The organism is Saccharothrix sp. DSM 118769, assembly GCF_052936295.1.
Window position 1 is genome coordinate 6,396,219 of the sequence record NZ_CP193627.1, and the last position, 16,470, is coordinate 6,412,688.

A 16,470-nucleotide genomic window follows, 5' to 3' on the forward strand; every position below is an offset into this window, starting at 1 on the left:
CGGGGGCGGTGATCGGTTTGCGCGGCAACGGTTTCACGTGTCGGTACCTCGGTTCGATGGTGGTTGCGCGGGTGCGCGGTGGCGCGGTGCGCAGGTGCATGGGTGCGCGGTGGCGCGGGTGCTCGGGTGAGTGGTGGCTCGGTGGCTCGGTGGCTCGGGTGACGGGATCAGGCGAGCCGGGTCGGCGCGGCCCACTCCTGGTTCGGGCCGCCGTGGCACCCGTGGGAGATGACCCGGCTGCCGGACGTGCCGAAGGTCCCGTCCAGGCACAGACCGGTCGCCACGTTCGTCACCGAACCATCAGCGTTGAACCGCCACTGCTGCGCCGGAGTCCCGTTGCACGGCCACAACACCGCGTAGCGGTGCACCGAGTCGAACAACGGACCGTAGACGTCCACGCACTTGCCCAGCACCCGCAACGCCCCGTCGTCGGTCGCGGTGAAACCCTGGGCCGGGGCGTCCGCGCTGTACGAGGCGTGGCAGCCGTGGAGACCGAAGCCGGTGCCGGCGTCGTCCCGGCCACCGCTGACGTCCAGGCACATGCCCCCGACGCCCACCACCTGGCCGAAGCGGACCTGCCGGGTCGGCGCGGCCCACTCCTGGTTCGGGCCGCCGTGGCACCCGTGGGAGATGACCCGGCTACCGGACGTGCCGAAGGTCCCGTCCAGGCACAGACCGGTCGCCACGTTCGTCACCGAACCATCAGCGTTGAACCGCCACTGCTGCGCCGGAGTCCCGTTGCACGGCCACAACACCGCGTAGCGGTGCACCGAGTCGAACAACGGACCGTAGACGTCCACGCACTTGCCCAGCACCCGCAACGCCCCGTCGCTGGTCGCGGTGAACGCCTGCGCGCCGTTCTGCTCGTGGTCCTGGTCGTGACAGCCGAACAGGCCGAAGCCGGTGCCGTTGTCGTCGAAACCGTTGTTGACGTCCAGGCACAACCCGCCGGTGCCCGTCACGCGACCGAACCTCGCCCGCGAGGGGTCGGCGTGCTGCCCGATCCAGTCGGCGACGTCGTCGGTGCGGGTCTCGGTGCTGCCCTGGCGGGTGTCGTCCACGTCCAGGCAGCCGTGCTGCCAGGAGGTGCTGTGCACCGCGACCAGCTCGACCCCGCCGCCGACCGCGCGCAGCGCCGGTCCGCCCGCGTCGCCCTTGCACGTGTCGGTGCCGCCCGGCCCGGTCAGCGACGCCGTGCCGGCGCCCACACCGGTGACGGTGAACGCGGCGGCGTGCGGACGGTTCGGCACCCACGACCCGCTGGTGCGGCCGAACCCGGCCACCAGCAGCGACTCGCCCACCGCCGGTGGAGTGGTGCCGAGCTGCACCGGGGTGGTGCCGGCGGCCGCGTTCTCCAGGCGCAGCAGCGCCAGGTCGCGGTCGGTGTGGCGGACGACGTCGACGACGGCGGTCCTGGTCCCGGCGCCGGTGGCCACGGCCACGTCGCCCAGGCTCGCGGTGGCGCCCGCCGGGACGCCGCTCGGCGGCAGGCAGCGGGCCGCGGTGAGCACCCACTGCGGGGAGACCAGCGCGCCCGAGCACGCCTGCTCACCCACGACGACGCGCGCCAGGAACCGGTGGGCACCGGCGGGCACCTCGGTGCCGCCGGACACGGCGGACGCCGGCACGCCGGCCGCGACGGCGGCCAGGACGGCGAGGACACCGACCCACTTCACCCGGCGGCCGAGTCGCCGGGACGCGCCCGGTCTGCCGCCCTCGGCCGAGAGCGGCTGTTCCGTTCTCATGTGGAAAGTCCCCCTGCATTGTCACGTCGGAAGGTCGAGCACTTCGGGTTCGCGCGCGATTCACCCGGTGGTGGACCGGCCAGGTCCACCACCGGGTGTCATCACGCGGAGGTCTTGTCGTCCGTCAGTCGGGGGCGGGCCGCCCGGCGCGCGGCGGCCGGTCGCGGCGGCTCACGGCGCCGGGGTGCACGGGGCGCGGTAACGCCGGGTCGGTCGGCAGGCGGTCTCCTCGGCGGCGCCGGGCGACGGCGCGGTCGGCCGACCGCCACGAGGACGCACCTCTCCCCACGCCCCTGTCCAACGCTCCCCCGGAACCCACGCGCCGGCGGTCCGGCGCACCTGCGGCTCGTAACCGAGCAACGCTCGCAGACCGTAGTGCATGACGGCCTCTCCGGCGCAACCCTGTCGTGTCGGCCACAGCACGGCAGCGGGCCCGGTGCCTCGCCGGCGGGACACCGGGATTCGCGCTCACCGCGGGGGCGGGCACCGTTCGAGGCGGGTCCTGGCCTCGGCGCAGGCCACCTCCGTGGTGGCCGGGTACCGGTCGTCCCGGGGCGGTCCGGGCCGGTCCTCGAACTGATCGCCCGGACCGCGGGACGCGCCGTGGCTACAGCGGGATGTTGCCGTGCGCGCCGCGTGCGGGGCGGGCCGCGAGCAGTGCCTCGGCGATGCGGCGGCGGGTTTCGCGGGGGTGGATCACCTCGTCCACCACGGCCAGGTCCAGGGCTCGTCGCACCCCGCCCGACACCCGCTGGTGCTCGGCCACCAGTCGGGCCAGCAGGGCTGGGCGGTCCGCCTCTGCGGTGGCGGCGAGTTGTTTGCGGTGCAGGACGGTGACGGCGGCTTCGGCGCCCATGACCGCCACCTCCGCGTCGGGCCAGGCGAACACCGAGGTGGCGCCGATCGAGCGCGAGTTCATCGCGATGTACGCGCCGCCGTACGCCTTGCGCGTGATCACCGTGACGCGGGGCACGACCGACTCGGCGAAGGCGTGCAGCAGCTTCGCGCCGCGGCGGATCACCCCGCCCCACTCCTGCCCCACGCCGGGCAGGTAGCCGGGCACGTCCACCAGGACGACGAGGGGGATGCCGAAGGAGTCGCACATCCGCACGAACCGCGACGCCTTCTCCGCGCTCAGCGAGTCCAGGCAGCCGCCCTTGCGCAGCGGGTTGTTCGCGACCACGCCGATGGTGCCGCCGCCGAGCCGGCCCAGGCCGACGACCACGTTGGGCGCCCACTTGGCCTGCAGTTCCTCGAAGGAGTCCGCGTCGAGCACGGCGCGCACCACCGGGCGCACGTCGTAGGCGCGGCGCGGCGACGCCGGGAGCAGCGTGCCCGGGTCGGTGCCGCCGTCGTCCGGCACGATGCGGGCGGGACTCGCGAGCAGCACGGCCAGCCGCCGGGCGCGGGCGAGGGCGTCGTCCTCGTCGGCGGCGACCACGTGGGCGACGCCCGACTTCGCGCCGTGCGCCTCGGGCCCGCCCAGGCCGGTCATGTCGATCCGCTCGCCGGTGACGCTGCGCACCACGTCCGGGCCGGTGACGAACATCCGGCCCGCGTCGGCCAGCACCACCAGGTCGGTCAGCGCCGGGCCGTAGGACGCCGCGCCCGCGGCGGGGCCGAGCACCACCGACAGCTGCGGCACGCGACCCGACGCGGCGGTCATGGCGGCGAACATCCGGCCCACGCCGTCCATCGACTCCACGCCGTCGGCCAGCTTGGCGCCGCCGGAGTGCCACAGGCCGATCACCGGCACGCCATCGGCCACGGCCGCCTCGGTGGCGCGGATGACCTGGTCCGCACCCGTCGCCCCGAGGGCGCCGCCCATCCGGGTGGCGTCGGTCGCGAAGGCGACCACGGGCGTGCCGTCCACCGCGCCGCGCACCACCGCCACGCCGCTGTCGCCCGTCGGGTGCAGGACCTCGACCGGGCCGGGATCGAGCAGGCGCGCGAGGCGGGCGGCGGGCAGGCGGGGGTCGTCGTCGACCCGCGGCAGGGACAGCGCTTCCGGCCGCGGTGCGCCGGGCCTGGCCGGCGCGCTGGTCCGGGCCGGTGCGGAGGGTGCCGCAGCGGAGGGTGGAGTGGCGGTGGGTTCTGCGGCAAGGGGCGCAGTGGCAGGGGGTGCCGCGGCGGCTTGGGGCGAGCCGTGGTGCGGCGCGGCGGTGCGGGCGGCGGGGACGGTGGGCGCCGGGGTGCTGAGGGTGTGGTAGCCGCCGTCGAAGAACAGCAGGCCGTCCCGGCCCTCACCGCGCCCCGCGGCCAGCACGGTGCCGATGAACAGGGTGTGGTCGCCGCAGTCCACGGCACGTTCCAGGTCGCACTCCAACCACGCCAGGGCGTCGTCGAGGACCGGCGCGCCGGTGCGCTCCCCCGGTGTCCAGCGCACGTCGGCGAACTGCGCGGGGCCCAGCGGCCGGTCCTTGTCGGCGAAGTGCCGGGCCAGGTCCTGCTGCGCCGCGTCCAGCACGGACACGGCGAACCGGCCGGTGGAGCTGATGGCCCGGTGCATCACGGCGGTGTGCGCCACGCAGCACACGACCAGCGGCGGGTCGAGGGAGACGGAGGTGAACGCGTTCGCGGTCATGCCGTGGATGTGCTCGCCGCCCACCCCGATCACCACCACACCCGTGGCGAACCGGGACATCACCTGGCGCAGCAGCGCCCGCGGGGCGGTGGTCGGCGGGGTGGCGGTGCCTTTCGCGGCCATGGAGCGTCCTTTCCGCTGGCGTCGGAGAGCTTGCGTCGGACGGGGTCGTGCCGTCACGCCCGACGCTAGCGGCGGTCGCCCCACCGGCCGCTCACCCCGGGGTCACCGCACCCGGCGCGGGGAACCGGTCGTGCTCCAGCCGCAGCAGGCCCCGCAGGTAACCGCGGCGGTCGCGCGCGTCCTGCTCGGCGCAGCAGTCCAGCACGTCCGGCAGCGGTGCGGACCAGCGTCCGCCTATTTCGGACACCAGTTGTTCGAAGATCCGGTCCATCGCCTCGTCGGTCAGCGGTTCCAGGGTGATGGTGGCGGCGTGCGCGGCACCACCGCCCCAGCCCGGGTGCCGGTCGAGCAGGACGGGCCGGGCGCCGACCACGAGGCACAGCGGCACGGGCACCGGGGCGTCGAGCAGGTCGCGGACCGCGTCCAGCAGGGTGTCGTCGGCGCTGTGCAGGTCGTCCACGGTGACCACCAGGGGCGCGTCGCGGTGCAGGTGGCGCATGACGCGACACCAGGTGGCCGGCACGGCGCGCGACGGCCGCCCGGTGTCGCCGCCGAACAGCGGCAGCAGCTGCTCCACCAGTTCCCCGGCGTCCGGCAGGCGGTCGCCCAGGGCCTCGGTCAGCTTGGTCCGGGCGGTGGACGGCAGGTCGTCGGGCGCGATGCCGCAGCGGGCCGCCAGCAGCGCGGCGTGCACGGACAGGGGGTGCTCGGCCAGGGGGTGCTCGGCCGCGGGCAGGGCGACGGCCCGGAAGCGCCTGCCGATCTCGGCCAGGAAGCGGGTCTTGCCGGTGCGCGCCTCGCCGAGGACGGTCACCAGGTGCGGGCGGGCGCGGTGGCCGGCGCGCTCGACGAGGCCGGCGACCAGGGCCAGCTCGCTGTCCCGGTCGACCAGGGGGACGTCGTCGGGCACGGGCGGCGACGACGGCAGCGCGCGGACCGACCAGCAGTCGTCGAGCCCGCCCACGCGCCGGTAGACCGCGATGCCCTCGGTGGCGCGGCGGGTCGCGCCGCACACCCGCACCTCACCGGGCGCGGTGCCGGCCAGCAGCAGCCGGCAGTGCTCGACCAGCACGCCGGTGACCGCGGTGGGCATGGCGTCGGCGGCGGTCAGCCTCAGCACGCCGGTGGTGATCGCCGCGCTGACGGCGGCGTCGGGACCGAAGCGGTCGCGCACGGCCACCGCGGCGCGCACCGCCCGCTCGGCGTCGTCCGCGCCCGCGCCCGACAGCCCGAACACCGCCAGCGACGTCGAGCCGATGGACGTGGCCACGACACCGCCGGCGCGCTCGACCTCGGCGCGCACGCCCGCGGCGGTCTCCGCCAGGACCTCGTCCAGGTGCTCGGGGTCGGCGCCCTCGACGGGTCCGCCGTGCACCATGAGCACGCTGACGTCGCGGCGGACCACGCCGCCGCGCTGCACCGGCAGCAGCGCGGGCACGGCGGGTGCCCGCCGCGGGACGGGCCGGGCGGCGCAGCGCTGGTGGTGCGAACCGAGCACGGTCACCACCGGTGCCGGGCGCGCGGGCACGGGTCGGTGGTGGTGCGCGCCTTCGGTCTCCGACGCGCTCGGGGACGCCGCCGGGGCCGGTGGGACCGCGGCGGGTGGGATCACGGCGGGTGAGGTAGCGGCGGGCGCGGCCAGCGACGGGTCGTGGGTGAGGATGGCGCGCTGGAGGCGCCGCAGGTCCTGGCCGGGCTCCAGGCCGAGCCGGTTGATCAGCGCGGCCCGCGTCGCGGTGTAGACCTCCAGCGCCTCGGCCTGGCGACCGCAGCGGTAGAGCGCGAGCATCAGCTGACCGCAGGCCCGCTCGCGCAGCGCACCGCCGTTGACCAGGGCGCGCAGCTCGCCCAGCACGGCGTGGTGCCTGCCGCAGGCCAGCTCGGCGTCGAACCAGTCCTCCTGGGCGTCGAACCTGGACTCGTTGACGGCGTCCAGCTCGGGCCACGACAGGCCTTGCTCGACCAGGTCGGCCAGCACGGGGCCGCGCCACAGCCGCAGGGCGTCGCGCAGCAGGGGGGCGGCGGCGTGCGGGTCGCCCGCGGCCATCCGGGCCCGGCCCTCGGCCACCAGGTCGCGGAAGCGCAGCAGGTCCACCTCGGCCGGGTCGACGTGCAGGACGTAACCGGGGGCGCGGGTCTCCAGCACGGGCGTGCGCGAACCGGGGGCGGACTCCAGCGTCGTGCGCAGCCGCCACACCGCGTTGTGCAGGATCTTCCGCGCGGAGGCCGGCCGTTTCCCGTCACTCCACAGCGCCCGCAGCAGGGCGCTGGAGGCCACCACCTGGTTGGCGTTCAGCAGCAGGCAGCCCAGCGCCGCCCGTTGCTTGACGCCACCCAGCGGTACGGCCTCGTCGTCGCCCTCCACCATCAGCGGGCCCAGAAGTCGGAATCGCATGCGAACCCCAGTTCTCGTTGCACATCCAATGGGCAGACTGGTGCATTCGAATCTGCGTAGGCGCGGGAGGCCGGAGACGGCGAAGAGCTGGAACCCCAGTAGACCCGGCACTGCATCACCGGTACCCCCATGAACCATGACTACCGTATTTCACGCCTCAATCAAACTGTGAGCGTAGTCACACCCGATAGGCGTAAATCGGAAGCGGACCGAAAGCGGGCCACAAGTGATTCCGGAGTCTTTGCCGCCATCATGAACAGGAAACGGATACCGGTATTTCCACCCGGTCGCGCCGCGGCCCGGCCGAAGTGGTGAGGAGGAGTGGAGAACATGGACACGACCGGACCCGGCGACCGCGCGCCGGTGACCGTCCTCGGCCTCGGTCCGATGGGTGCCGCCCTGGCCGCCGCGTTCATCGAGCACGGGTACCCGACGACGGTGTGGAACCGCACCGCCGCCAAGGCGGAGCCGCTGGTGGCCAAGGGCGCGCAGCGGGCCTCGACCCCGGCGGAGGCGGCCGGCGCGAGCCCGCTGCTGGTGATCTGCGTCAACGACTTCGCCGCGGTGAGGTCGATCCTCGACGGGGCGGGTTCCGCGCTGGCGGGCCGCACCGTGGTCAACCTGACCTCCAGCACCCCCGACGAGGCCCGCGAGGCGGTCAGCCTGGCGGCGGGCCACGGCGCCGAGTACCTCGACGGCGCGATCATGGTGCCGCCGCCCGCGATCGGCAGCCCCGAGGCCGTGTTCCTCTACAGCGGTTCGCGGTCGGTGTTCGACGCGCACGTGGAGACGCTGCGGGCGGTCGGCGGGGACGCGCGGTACCTGGGTGACGACCCGGGCCTGGCGGTGCTCTACAACACGGCCCTGCTGGGCTTCATGTGGGCCACCGTCAACGGCTACCTGCACGCGACGGCGATGGTCAACACCGCCAAGGCCACGGCGGCGGAGTTCGCGCCGATCGCGCTGGACTGGTTCATCCCGTCGGTGGTGACCCCCATCCTGCACGCGGCGACCCGCGAACTGGACGAGGGCGACTACCCGGGCGACGCGGGCACCGTCAAGATGAACCTCACCGCGGCCGAGCACCTGCTGGAGACCAGCCGCAGCCAGGGCGTGGGCACGCAGGTCCCGGACTTCCTCAAGGGGATGCTGGACAAGACCATCGCGGCCGGCTACGGCGACAACAGCTACATGAGCATGGTCGAACTGATCCGCAAGCCCCGGGGCTGACCTCGCGGAAATGCGGAAAGGCCCTCCCGGTGATCCCGGGAGGGCCTTTCCGCGCGCCGTCGACCGGCCGGTGGGGGTGTTCGAGGCGGTCGACGCGAACCGGTCCCGAACACCCCCGGCCCGCGCGCTTAGGGGGCGACCGCCCGGCGCGGGGCGCCCACGAGCGCCGGGCCGTCCTCCTCGTGGAGCAACCGGCACACGTCCCGCAGCCCGGCGGCCAGCCGCCGGACCTCGTCGTCGGTCAGGTGCAGCGACGGCGCGAAGCGCAGCGTGTTGGGCGCGCTGCCGGTGGGGAACGTGCGGACCCGGTGGGCGCGCAGCAGGTACCCGGCGATCGCGTAGCCGAGGAACCCGGCCCGGGACAGCTCCGCGATCGGCGCCGAGGAGGACCCCGGCAGGTCGCGGAACTCCAGGCCGAGCATCAGGCCGCGCCCCCGCACGCCGACCACGACCTCCGGGTGGTCCGCGGCCACGTCGTCCAGCGCGGCCCGCAGGCCCGCCCCGACCCGCGCCGCCTGCCGGTAGGCGGCGCCGTCGTCGGCCTCCAGCCGGGCGAGGACCTGGCGGGCGAGCGCGGTGCCGAACCCGTCCTTGGCGAACGTCGAGCTGTGCACCAGCTCGAACTCCGGCCGGTAGCGGTCGGCCCGGATCAGCGTGGCGGCCACCTTCGCCAGGCCGCCGCCCAGGCTCTTGGCCAGCGTGACGTAGTCGCCGACCAGGCCCACGGCCGGGCCGGCCAGGAACGCGCCGGTGCGGCCCATGCCGGTCTGGATCTCGTCGGCGATCACCGGGCAGCCCAGCTCGGCGCACACCCGGTGCACCTCGGCGGCGAACTCCGGCGTGATCTCGCGGATGCCGCCCTCGCCCTGGATCGGCTCCAGCGCGAACCCGGCGACGCGGGGCAGGTCGCGCTCGACGACGTGCACCGCACCGCCCTCGACAACGGCGTCCAGCAGCACGACCCGTTCGTCCCGGGCCACCTCCGCGACCAGGTCCGGGCGGTCCGGCGGCACGAACCGCGCCTGCGCCGCCAACGCGCCGAACGGGCCGCGGAACGCCGGGTTGTGCGTCAGCTGCACGCTGGCCACCAGCTTGCCGTGGAAACCGCCCGCTGCGGCCAGGAACACCGGCGGCAGGCCGGCCGCCTCGGTGTTGTGCGAGGTCACCGCGGCGGCGAAGGACTCCGGCGCGGCGTCGCCGGGCAGGCCCAGGCGCTCGGCGGCGGCCGGGGACAACGTGGCCGAGCCGTCGGCCAGGGCGGCCCGCGCGGCGGCCACCCGGTCGGCGACCCCGGTCGTGAGGGCCGCGGCACGCAGGCCGCGGTCGAACTCGGCGTGCTTGACCGCGATCTCCACCGCCTCCGCGCCGCTGTTGGCGAAGACCGCGTGGTACGGCTGCTCGCCGCCGACCTGCCGCCGGACCGCGCGGTCGAGGTCCGCCGCCAGCGCGGTGGCGTCGTCGGAGCGGGAGAACTGCGCGAAGACGGGGCGGCGGCGGTCGAGGAAGTCCCGGGCGGCGGCCACCACGCCGGGGTCGTGGTGGCCGAGGACGAGCGAGCCGAAGCCGCCCACGAAATCGGTGACGGCGACCTCCTCGCCGTCCTCGGTGCGGTGGTACAGCGTGTTGCCCTCGGCCCGGTGGTAGGCGACGTCGAGCCCGACGCTCGACAGCACCTCGCCGAGGTGGGCGTCGGCCGAGCCGTGCTCCTGCTTGGCGGGGTTCATGGCGTTCCCTGTCGGTCGATCGAGTGCGATTTCGGGGGTCGCCGCGTGCGGGAATGCCGGCACCCGGCGCATTCACCGCCGGACGTTACCCCCGCCGCGCGGCCGGGGAGATTCCCGGCGCTCATACCCGGGTAATCGCCGATCGATATCACCCGACCAATGCGGGCGCATTCTCCGCGGGGGCCGATTATCAGCCGGTTACGCCGCGGGCCCGCCCGGGGCGCGACCCGTTGCTATGGTCGCGCCAGTCCCCCGAAAGCAGTCCGCGGAATCCGCACGCACAACACCGGTCGCCCAGTGCGATCGCAGGCCCCGTTCGCGGTTTTCCCACCACCACCGCACGACGACGTCGCCCGCTGGAGGAAGCATGACCGCAACACACCAGGTCCCCGCCACCGCGCACGAGGTGGACTCCGTCCTCGACGCGGTCCGGGAGGCGGTGCCGACCCTGCGCGAGAACGGCCGAGCGGCCGAGGAACAGCGCTGGCTGCCGCAGGAGAACATCGACCTGCTGGAGAAGGCCGGGGTGTTCCGCATCGCCACGCCGCGCCGGTTCGGCGGCCTCGACCTGTCGCTGGCCGACCAGGTGCGCGTGCTCACCGAGATCTCCCGCGGCTGCGGGTCCACCGGCTGGGTCTCGCTGGTGTGGGTGTCCAGCGCCTGGATGGCGACGCTGTACCCGGACCGGACCCAGCAGGAGATCTTCGCCAACGGCTCCGTGCGCGTGTCCGGTGGCTTCACGCCCACCGGCACCCTCACCCCCACCGAGGGCGGCTACCTGCTCAACGGGAGCTGGCGGTTCAACTCCGGCTGCCGCGGCGCGGACTGGAACATCAACGCCGCCGTGCTCACGCACCCGGACGGCACCACCGAGGAGATGGTCGCCGCGGTGCCGATGTCCGAGTTCACCATCGCCGACGACTGGCACACCTCCGCCGCGGCGGCCACCGGCAGCTCCACCTCCACCGCGAAGGACGTCTTCGTCCCCGAGCACCGGGTGATCAGCTACGCCGACGCGATCCTGGGCACCACCGCCGACCGCACCCCGACCGAGGACCGCGACTACTCGCTGTTCACCTTCGTCATGGCCGAGAGCGTCGCGGCGTACCTGGGCATCGCCAAGGGCGCGTACGAGATGTTCCTGGAGCGCGTCCCCGGCCGCGGCATCGCCTACACCGACTGGACCGACCAGTCGCAGCACCCGCTGACCCAGATCCAGGTGGCCACCGCGGCCAACAAGATCGCGGCGGCCGAGGGGTTGCAGGACGGCTACCTGCCGATGCTGCAGCGGTACGCCGACGCGGGCGCCCAGCCCGACGTGGCGGAGCGGGCGATGGTGCGCGGGCGTGCCGCGTACGCCATCCAGCTCGCGAAGGAGGCCGTGGAGATCCTCTACACGGCGTCCGGGGCGACCGTGATCCAGAAGTCGGTGCCGCTGCAGCGGTTCCACCGCGACATCCAGGGCCTGTCCCTGCACGGTCTGCTCCTGCTCAACACCAACCTGGAGGTCCAGGGCCGCGTCCTGCTGGGCCTGGACCCCGGTACGCAAGTCCTGTAACGCACCACGCATAGGGGAGCACATGAACTCTGGAGGCTTAACCGGGACCGTCACGGGTGGTCGCCCGATCACCCGCAGGGCCCTGCTCAGCGGCGTCGTCGGCGGTGCGGTCACCGCCGCGACCGCGGGCGTGGCCCGGGCCGGCGCCGCCGCGCCGGAACGGTACCGGCTGGGGGAACGCGACGTCATCGTCGTGGGCGCGGGCTTCGCGGGCGTCACAGCCGCCCGCGAGCTCGCCGCCCGGGGCCTGAGGCCGCTGGTGCTGGAGGCGCGCGGCCGGATCGGCGGCCGGGCCTACACCGACACCTACCTGGGGCACCGGGTGGAGTTCGGCGCGCAGTGGCTGCACCCGAACTACACCCTGGTGTACCGGGAACTGGCGCGGTACGGCATCGGGACCGTCAGCGACGCCCCGAGCGACCGCGTCATCTACCCCACCGGGACCGGCGCCTACTCGCCGGTGGACCCGGTGGCGACGTCGCGACGCGCGGGCGAGGTGCTGGCCGCCTTGTTCGCGGGGTCCGAGGAGTACTACGCCCGACCGCACGAACCGCTCTACCGGGCCGACCTGATCCGGCAGCTCCACGACGTGTCGCTGCAGCAGCGGCTGGACTCGCTGGGCCTGTCGCCCGTCGACCGCAGCCTCGTCGCCGGCGTGCTGGAGAACTACTCCGGCGGCGACAGCTCCAGGGGGGCGCTGACCTCCCTGGCGCAGTGGTGGGCCCTGTGCGGGTTCACCCCGGAGGGCTGGTACGCCCAGTCGGCGGCCGGCCCGGCCACCGGCATGGGCGGCCTGGTCCGCGCGATCCTGGACGACTCGGGGGCGGAGCTGCGGCTCAACTCCCCCGTCACCTCGATCACCGACGACGGGCACGGGGTCACGGTGCGCACCGGGGACGGCGGCTGCTTCACCGCACCCGCGGTGGTGCTGGCCGTGCCGGTGAACGTGTGGCGCACCATCCGCTTCGAGCCGGGGTTGCCGCCGGAGCACGCCGCCGCGACCGCGGAGGGGGTCGGCATCACCCCCGCCGCGGCCAAGATCTGGCTGCGGGTCCGCGGTGTGTCGGACCGGGTGTTCGCCCAGGGTGACGAGGGCGACCCGGTGCTGGCGCTGATCCCGTACGCGCGGCTGACCAACGGCGACCAGCTGATGATCGCGGGCAACGGCCGGGGCCTGAACCTCGGCAGCAGGGCGGCGCTGGAGACCGCGGTGCGCCGGGTGCTGCCGGAGGCGTCGGTGGTGGAGATGCGGGTGCAGGACTGGGCCACCGACCCGTACTCCCTGGGCGGCTGGACCATGCGCAAGCCGGGGCAGCTGCTGCGCCAGCTCCCCCACGTCCAGCAGCCGCACGGCCGGGTGGCGTTCGCCACCGCCGACATCGCCAACGGGTGGAACGCGGCGATCGAGGGCGCGGTCGAGTCCGGTTTCCGGGCGGCGGAGCAGGTCGTCGGCCTGCTCGGTCGCGTCGGGGCCGGGGCCGCCGCCTAGCGGCCGGGGCCGGTCGGCTCTCCTCGCGGGAGCCGACCGGCCTTCGCCGCGGGGTTCGGCGCGGGATTCGGCGGACCGGCCGGGATCACCGGGGCCGCAGCGACCGAGGTCCGGGTGCGGTGCGCACCGCACCCGGTTCAGCCGCGGTGGCCGGCCGGTCGCTCGGCGCGGTCGGTGGCCCGGTCCGCAGCCCGGTCAGCGGCAGTGCCCGCGCCGGCGCTCACGGCAGCGCGGCGGGGTCCGCCGACCACCCTCCCGCGAACGCCTCCTCGAACGCCGGCTCGCCCAACGCGCCCCGGACCCGCTCCTCGACCCGGTCCACGTCACCGCGCTCGGCCGCGGGCAGCGGCGCCCCCACGGACTCCCGGGCGACGGCCGCGGCGCCGAGCAGGCGGGCGGCCCCGGCGTGGTCACCGGCGAGCGACACCGCGCCCGCCACCCCCTCCAGGGCCAGCGCCACCGCCCGCGGGTCGCCCGTGGCCCGTGCGGCGGCCAACCCCTCCAGGTGCAACGACCGGGCGCGCGCGGCGTCCCCGCGCTGCTCGGCGATGAACCCCAGCTCGGCCAGGATCAGCGCGACGCCGGCGTCCCCGCCGAGCCTGCGGTTCCAGTCCAGCCACGCGAGCAGGTGCTCCTCCGCGGCGTCCAACCGCCCCTGCCGCCGCGCACCCAGCGCCAGCCCCATCTCCGCGAACTGCTCCATCAACGGGTCGGACTGCTCGACGGCCAGCCGCAGGGCCCGCCCGTGGAACTCCTCGGCGGCGGCGAAGTCCCGCTCCAGCAGGGCGATCCGGCCCGACGTGGCCAGCTTGTGCGACACCTCGGTCCACAGCCCCAGCTCCTCGGCGCTGCGCAGGCCGTCCCGGTTGAGGCGCTGGGCCACCGGGTAGTCGCCGGTGATCAGGGCGTGGGAGCAGAGCATGTCCGCGGCCCGCAGCTGTCCCCACCGGTCGCCCAGCTCGCGGAAGAGCGCCTGGCTCGCGGCGCCGTCCCCGGCGAGGGTGCGCAGGTCGCCGCGGCCCATCGCCAACCGGGCGCGGGCGGCCAGGGCGGCGGCGCGGACCCAGTCGTCGCCGTGCGCCCGGGCGTGCGCGAGCGCGGTCTCGACCCGCTGCTCGCCCGCCGACAGCTCGCCGATGCCCCACTGCGCGAAGCCGATGAACCACTCGGCCCGCGCCCGCGTCCGCTCCTCCCCCGCGAAGTCGCGCAGCGCCGCGTCCGCGGCGGCGACCAGCTGCGCGCCGTCGCCGCCCACCAGCATGGCGATGCCCGCCCGCCACACCCGCGTCCACGACCGGGCGCCGGCGCAGCCGCCCGGCACGGCGAGCGCCAGGTCCAGCGCCCGCAGCGCCTCGCCGAGCCGGCCGCGCAGGAACCAGTACCAGGCCATCGCGTTCACCAGCCGCAGCGCGTCGTCGGCGGAGGAGGCGCGCACCGCGTCGTCCAGCGCCCGCCGCACGTTGGCCACCTCGGCGTCCACCAGCTCCAGCCACTGCCGCTGGCCGTGCCCGCGCAGCCGCGGCTCGGCGTGCTCGGCGACGGCCAGGTAGTGCGCGCGGTGCCGGGCCCGGACGACCTCGGCCTCGCCCGCTTCGACCAGGCGTTCGGCGCTGTACTCGGCGACCGACTCCAGCAGCCGGTACCGCGGCTCCTCGGTGTGCTCGGACAGGACCACCAGCGACCGGTCGACCAGCCGCGCCAGCAGGGTCAGCGCGTCGCCGGGCGCCACCCCGTCGCCCGAGCACACCACCTCGGCCGCGCCGAGCGTGCAGCCGCCGGCGTGCACGGACAACCGGCGCAGCACCGTGCGCTCCGGCCCGGTCAGCAGCTCCCAGCTCCAGTCGATCACCCCGCGCAGCGTCTGCTGCCGCGCGGGCACCCCGCGCGGTCCCCCGGCCAGCACGCGGAACCGGTCGTCCAACCTGGACACGAGGCCGCGCAGGCCGAGCGACCGCACGCGGGTGGCGGCCAGCTCCAGGGCCAGCGGGACGCCGTCGAGCCGGGCGCAGAGGGTCGCCACGTCGGCGGCGTTGTCCGGCGTCAGCTCGAACCCCGGTGACGCGGCGGAGGCGCGGGCCACGAACAGCCGCACCGCGCTGGAGCGCGACAGCTCGGTGAGGTCGTGCGCCCGCTCGGGCACGGGCAGCTCCAGCGGCGGAACGGTCCAGACCACCTCGCCCGGCAGGCCCAGCGGTTCCCGGCTGGTGGCCAGCACCCGCAGCTCCGGCGCGGTGCGCAGCAACCGGTCCACCAGCTCGGCCACCGCGTCGACGACGTGCTCGCAGTTGTCCAGCACCAGCAGCACCCGCTTGCCGCGCAGCGCACCGGCCAGCCGGTCCACCAGCGGCGCGGACGCGGCGCCCGCCACGTCGTCGCGGATGCCCAGCGCGGAGGTGACCACCTCGGCCAGGGACGCGACCGTGCCCGACGAGGCGCGCAGCCCGCCCAGCTCCACCAGCCACGCGCGGTCCGGGAAGCCGGGGGCCAGCCGCCCGGCGCTCTCCAGCGCCAGCCGGGTCTTGCCCACCCCGCCCGGGCCGACCAGGGTGACCAGCCGCGCCGCGGCGACCGCCTTGCCCACCTCGGCGACCGAGTCACCGCGCCCGATCAGCTCGGTCAGCGGCTCGGGCAGGTTCGACGCCGGCCGGGCCGCCGAGGTCACCGGCGGTCGCGGCGCCTCCAGCTCCGGGTCCTGCTCCAGGATCGCCTGGTGCAGGTCCGCGACCGCGGGGCTGGGGTCCAGGCCCAGCTCCTCGACCAGCCGGGTGCGCAGGTCCGCGTAGGCGGCCAGCGCGTCGGCCCGCCGGCCGACCCGGTAGAGCGCGCGCATCTGCGCCGCGCGCAACCGCTCGCGCATCGGGTGCCGGGCCACCAGGTCGCCCAGTTCCCCCACCAGCAGGCTGTGCTCGCCCAGCCGGAGCCGGGCCTCGGCCAGCTCCTCCACGGCCACCAGCCGCTCCTCCTCCAGCCGCTGCGCGGCCCCGAGGGCGAACGCCTGGTCGGCGAAGTCGGCGAAGGCGGGACCGCGCCACAGCGCCAGCGCGTCGGACAGCAGGACGGCGCGCGCACGGGGTTCGCCCCCGCCCAGGGCGCGCGCCACCAGCGCCCGGAACCGCTCCGCGTCCACGGCGTCCGGTGCGGTCTGCAACTGGTAGCCGGGTGGGCGGGAGAGCAGCAGGTCGCGCCCGCCCGGTTCCGCCGCGGCCAGTGCGCGGCGCAGCTGGGACACCTTGGTCTGGAGGGCGCCCACGGGGTTGGCGGGCAGGTCGGTGCCCCACAGGTCGTCCGTCAACCGGTCCACGGCCACCGGGCGCCCGGCGTGCACCAGCAGGTCCGCCAGCAGCGCGCGGACCTTCAGTTCCGGGATCTTGACCGGAGCCCCCTCCTCGGTCCACACGGCCAGTGGCCCAAGCACCCCGAAACGCATACCGCCACGTTAACGCACGGGCTGTCCCGGCATCCGAACGCACCGAAGCCAACCCGAAGCGGACCGTGACCGGACCGAAAGCGGCATCGGGCACGCTCGCCGTGAACCGCTGTGCCCGGCGTCCGGCCGTTCGCGGCCCGGCCGCGGGGGCAGCACCGCGAGGAACGCGTCGCGGTGCCCCGATCGAGGCGGGCG

The 16,470-nt window shown here is 75.4% G+C and carries 8 protein-coding genes; 3 read left to right on the plus strand and 5 right to left on the minus strand.

The window, feature by feature from the left end; genetic code table 11:
* Positions 1–167: 167 nt before the first annotated feature.
* The 3 genes from ACRAKJ_RS27010 to ACRAKJ_RS27020 form a co-directional block, all read right to left on the minus strand.
* Positions 168–1,745 (minus strand): ricin-type beta-trefoil lectin domain protein, encoded by a 1,578-nt coding sequence (locus ACRAKJ_RS27010; RefSeq protein WP_438925466.1) that lies wholly within the window; start codon positions 1,743–1,745, stop codon positions 168–170.
* 607 nt (positions 1,746–2,352) lie between these two features.
* Positions 2,353–4,452: a carboxyl transferase domain-containing protein gene (locus ACRAKJ_RS27015; protein WP_438925467.1), complete on the minus strand. Its 2,100-nt coding sequence runs from the start codon at positions 4,450–4,452 to the stop codon at positions 2,353–2,355.
* 91 nt (positions 4,453–4,543) lie between these two features.
* Positions 4,544–6,847 carry a BTAD domain-containing putative transcriptional regulator gene (locus tag ACRAKJ_RS27020; protein ID WP_438925468.1) on the minus strand — a complete coding sequence of 768 codons (2,304 nt, stop codon included), beginning with the start codon at positions 6,845–6,847 and terminating at the stop codon, positions 4,544–4,546.
* Positions 6,848–7,177: 330 nt separating this feature from the next.
* On the opposite strand from ACRAKJ_RS27020, the gene ACRAKJ_RS27025 reads away from it, so the two are divergent.
* A complete protein-coding gene (locus ACRAKJ_RS27025) occupies positions 7,178–8,077 on the plus strand; it encodes an imine reductase family protein (RefSeq protein WP_438925469.1) in 900 nt (299 codons plus the stop codon).
* Between the two features lie 128 nt (positions 8,078–8,205).
* Here the strand turns inward: ACRAKJ_RS27025 and ACRAKJ_RS27030 are convergent, their stop codons facing one another.
* Positions 8,206–9,801, minus strand: coding sequence for an aminotransferase class III-fold pyridoxal phosphate-dependent enzyme (locus ACRAKJ_RS27030; protein ID WP_438925470.1), 1,596 nt, complete (start codon positions 9,799–9,801; stop codon positions 8,206–8,208).
* Between the two features lie 367 nt (positions 9,802–10,168).
* Here ACRAKJ_RS27030 and ACRAKJ_RS27035 point away from each other — a divergent pair, with 367 nt between their 5' ends.
* Together ACRAKJ_RS27035 and ACRAKJ_RS27040 are read left to right on the plus strand one after the other, a co-directional pair.
* Positions 10,169–11,359 (plus strand): acyl-CoA dehydrogenase family protein, encoded by a 1,191-nt coding sequence (locus ACRAKJ_RS27035; RefSeq protein ID WP_438925471.1) that lies wholly within the window; start codon positions 10,169–10,171, stop codon positions 11,357–11,359.
* A 22-nt stretch (positions 11,360–11,381) separates the two neighbouring features.
* Complete coding sequence (locus tag ACRAKJ_RS27040) at positions 11,382–12,848, plus strand: FAD-dependent oxidoreductase (RefSeq protein WP_438925472.1); 1,467 nt, start codon at positions 11,382–11,384, stop codon at positions 12,846–12,848.
* Positions 12,849–13,068: 220 nt separating this feature from the next.
* Here ACRAKJ_RS27040 and ACRAKJ_RS27045 read toward each other — a convergent pair whose 3' ends face one another.
* Positions 13,069–16,275: a BTAD domain-containing putative transcriptional regulator gene (locus ACRAKJ_RS27045; RefSeq protein WP_438925473.1), complete on the minus strand. Its 3,207-nt coding sequence runs from the start codon at positions 16,273–16,275 to the stop codon at positions 13,069–13,071.
* Positions 16,276–16,470: the final 195 nt, after the last annotated feature.

Coding starts and splice junctions, on each gene's coding strand:
- ACRAKJ_RS27010 (WP_438925466.1), bottom strand. CDS start 1,745: ATGAGAACGGAACAGCCGCTCTCGGCCGAGGGCGGCAGACCGGGCGCG.
- ACRAKJ_RS27015 (WP_438925467.1), bottom strand. CDS start 4,452: ATGGCCGCGAAAGGCACCGCCACCCCGCCGACCACCGCCCCGCGGGCG.
- ACRAKJ_RS27020 (WP_438925468.1), bottom strand. CDS start 6,847: ATGCGATTCCGACTTCTGGGCCCGCTGATGGTGGAGGGCGACGACGAG.
- ACRAKJ_RS27025 (WP_438925469.1), top strand. CDS start 7,178: ATGGACACGACCGGACCCGGCGACCGCGCGCCGGTGACCGTCCTCGGC.
- ACRAKJ_RS27030 (WP_438925470.1), bottom strand. CDS start 9,801: ATGAACCCCGCCAAGCAGGAGCACGGCTCGGCCGACGCCCACCTCGGC.
- ACRAKJ_RS27035 (WP_438925471.1), top strand. CDS start 10,169: ATGACCGCAACACACCAGGTCCCCGCCACCGCGCACGAGGTGGACTCC.
- ACRAKJ_RS27040 (WP_438925472.1), top strand. CDS start 11,382: ATGAACTCTGGAGGCTTAACCGGGACCGTCACGGGTGGTCGCCCGATC.
- ACRAKJ_RS27045 (WP_438925473.1), bottom strand. CDS start 16,275: ATGCGTTTCGGGGTGCTTGGGCCACTGGCCGTGTGGACCGAGGAGGGG.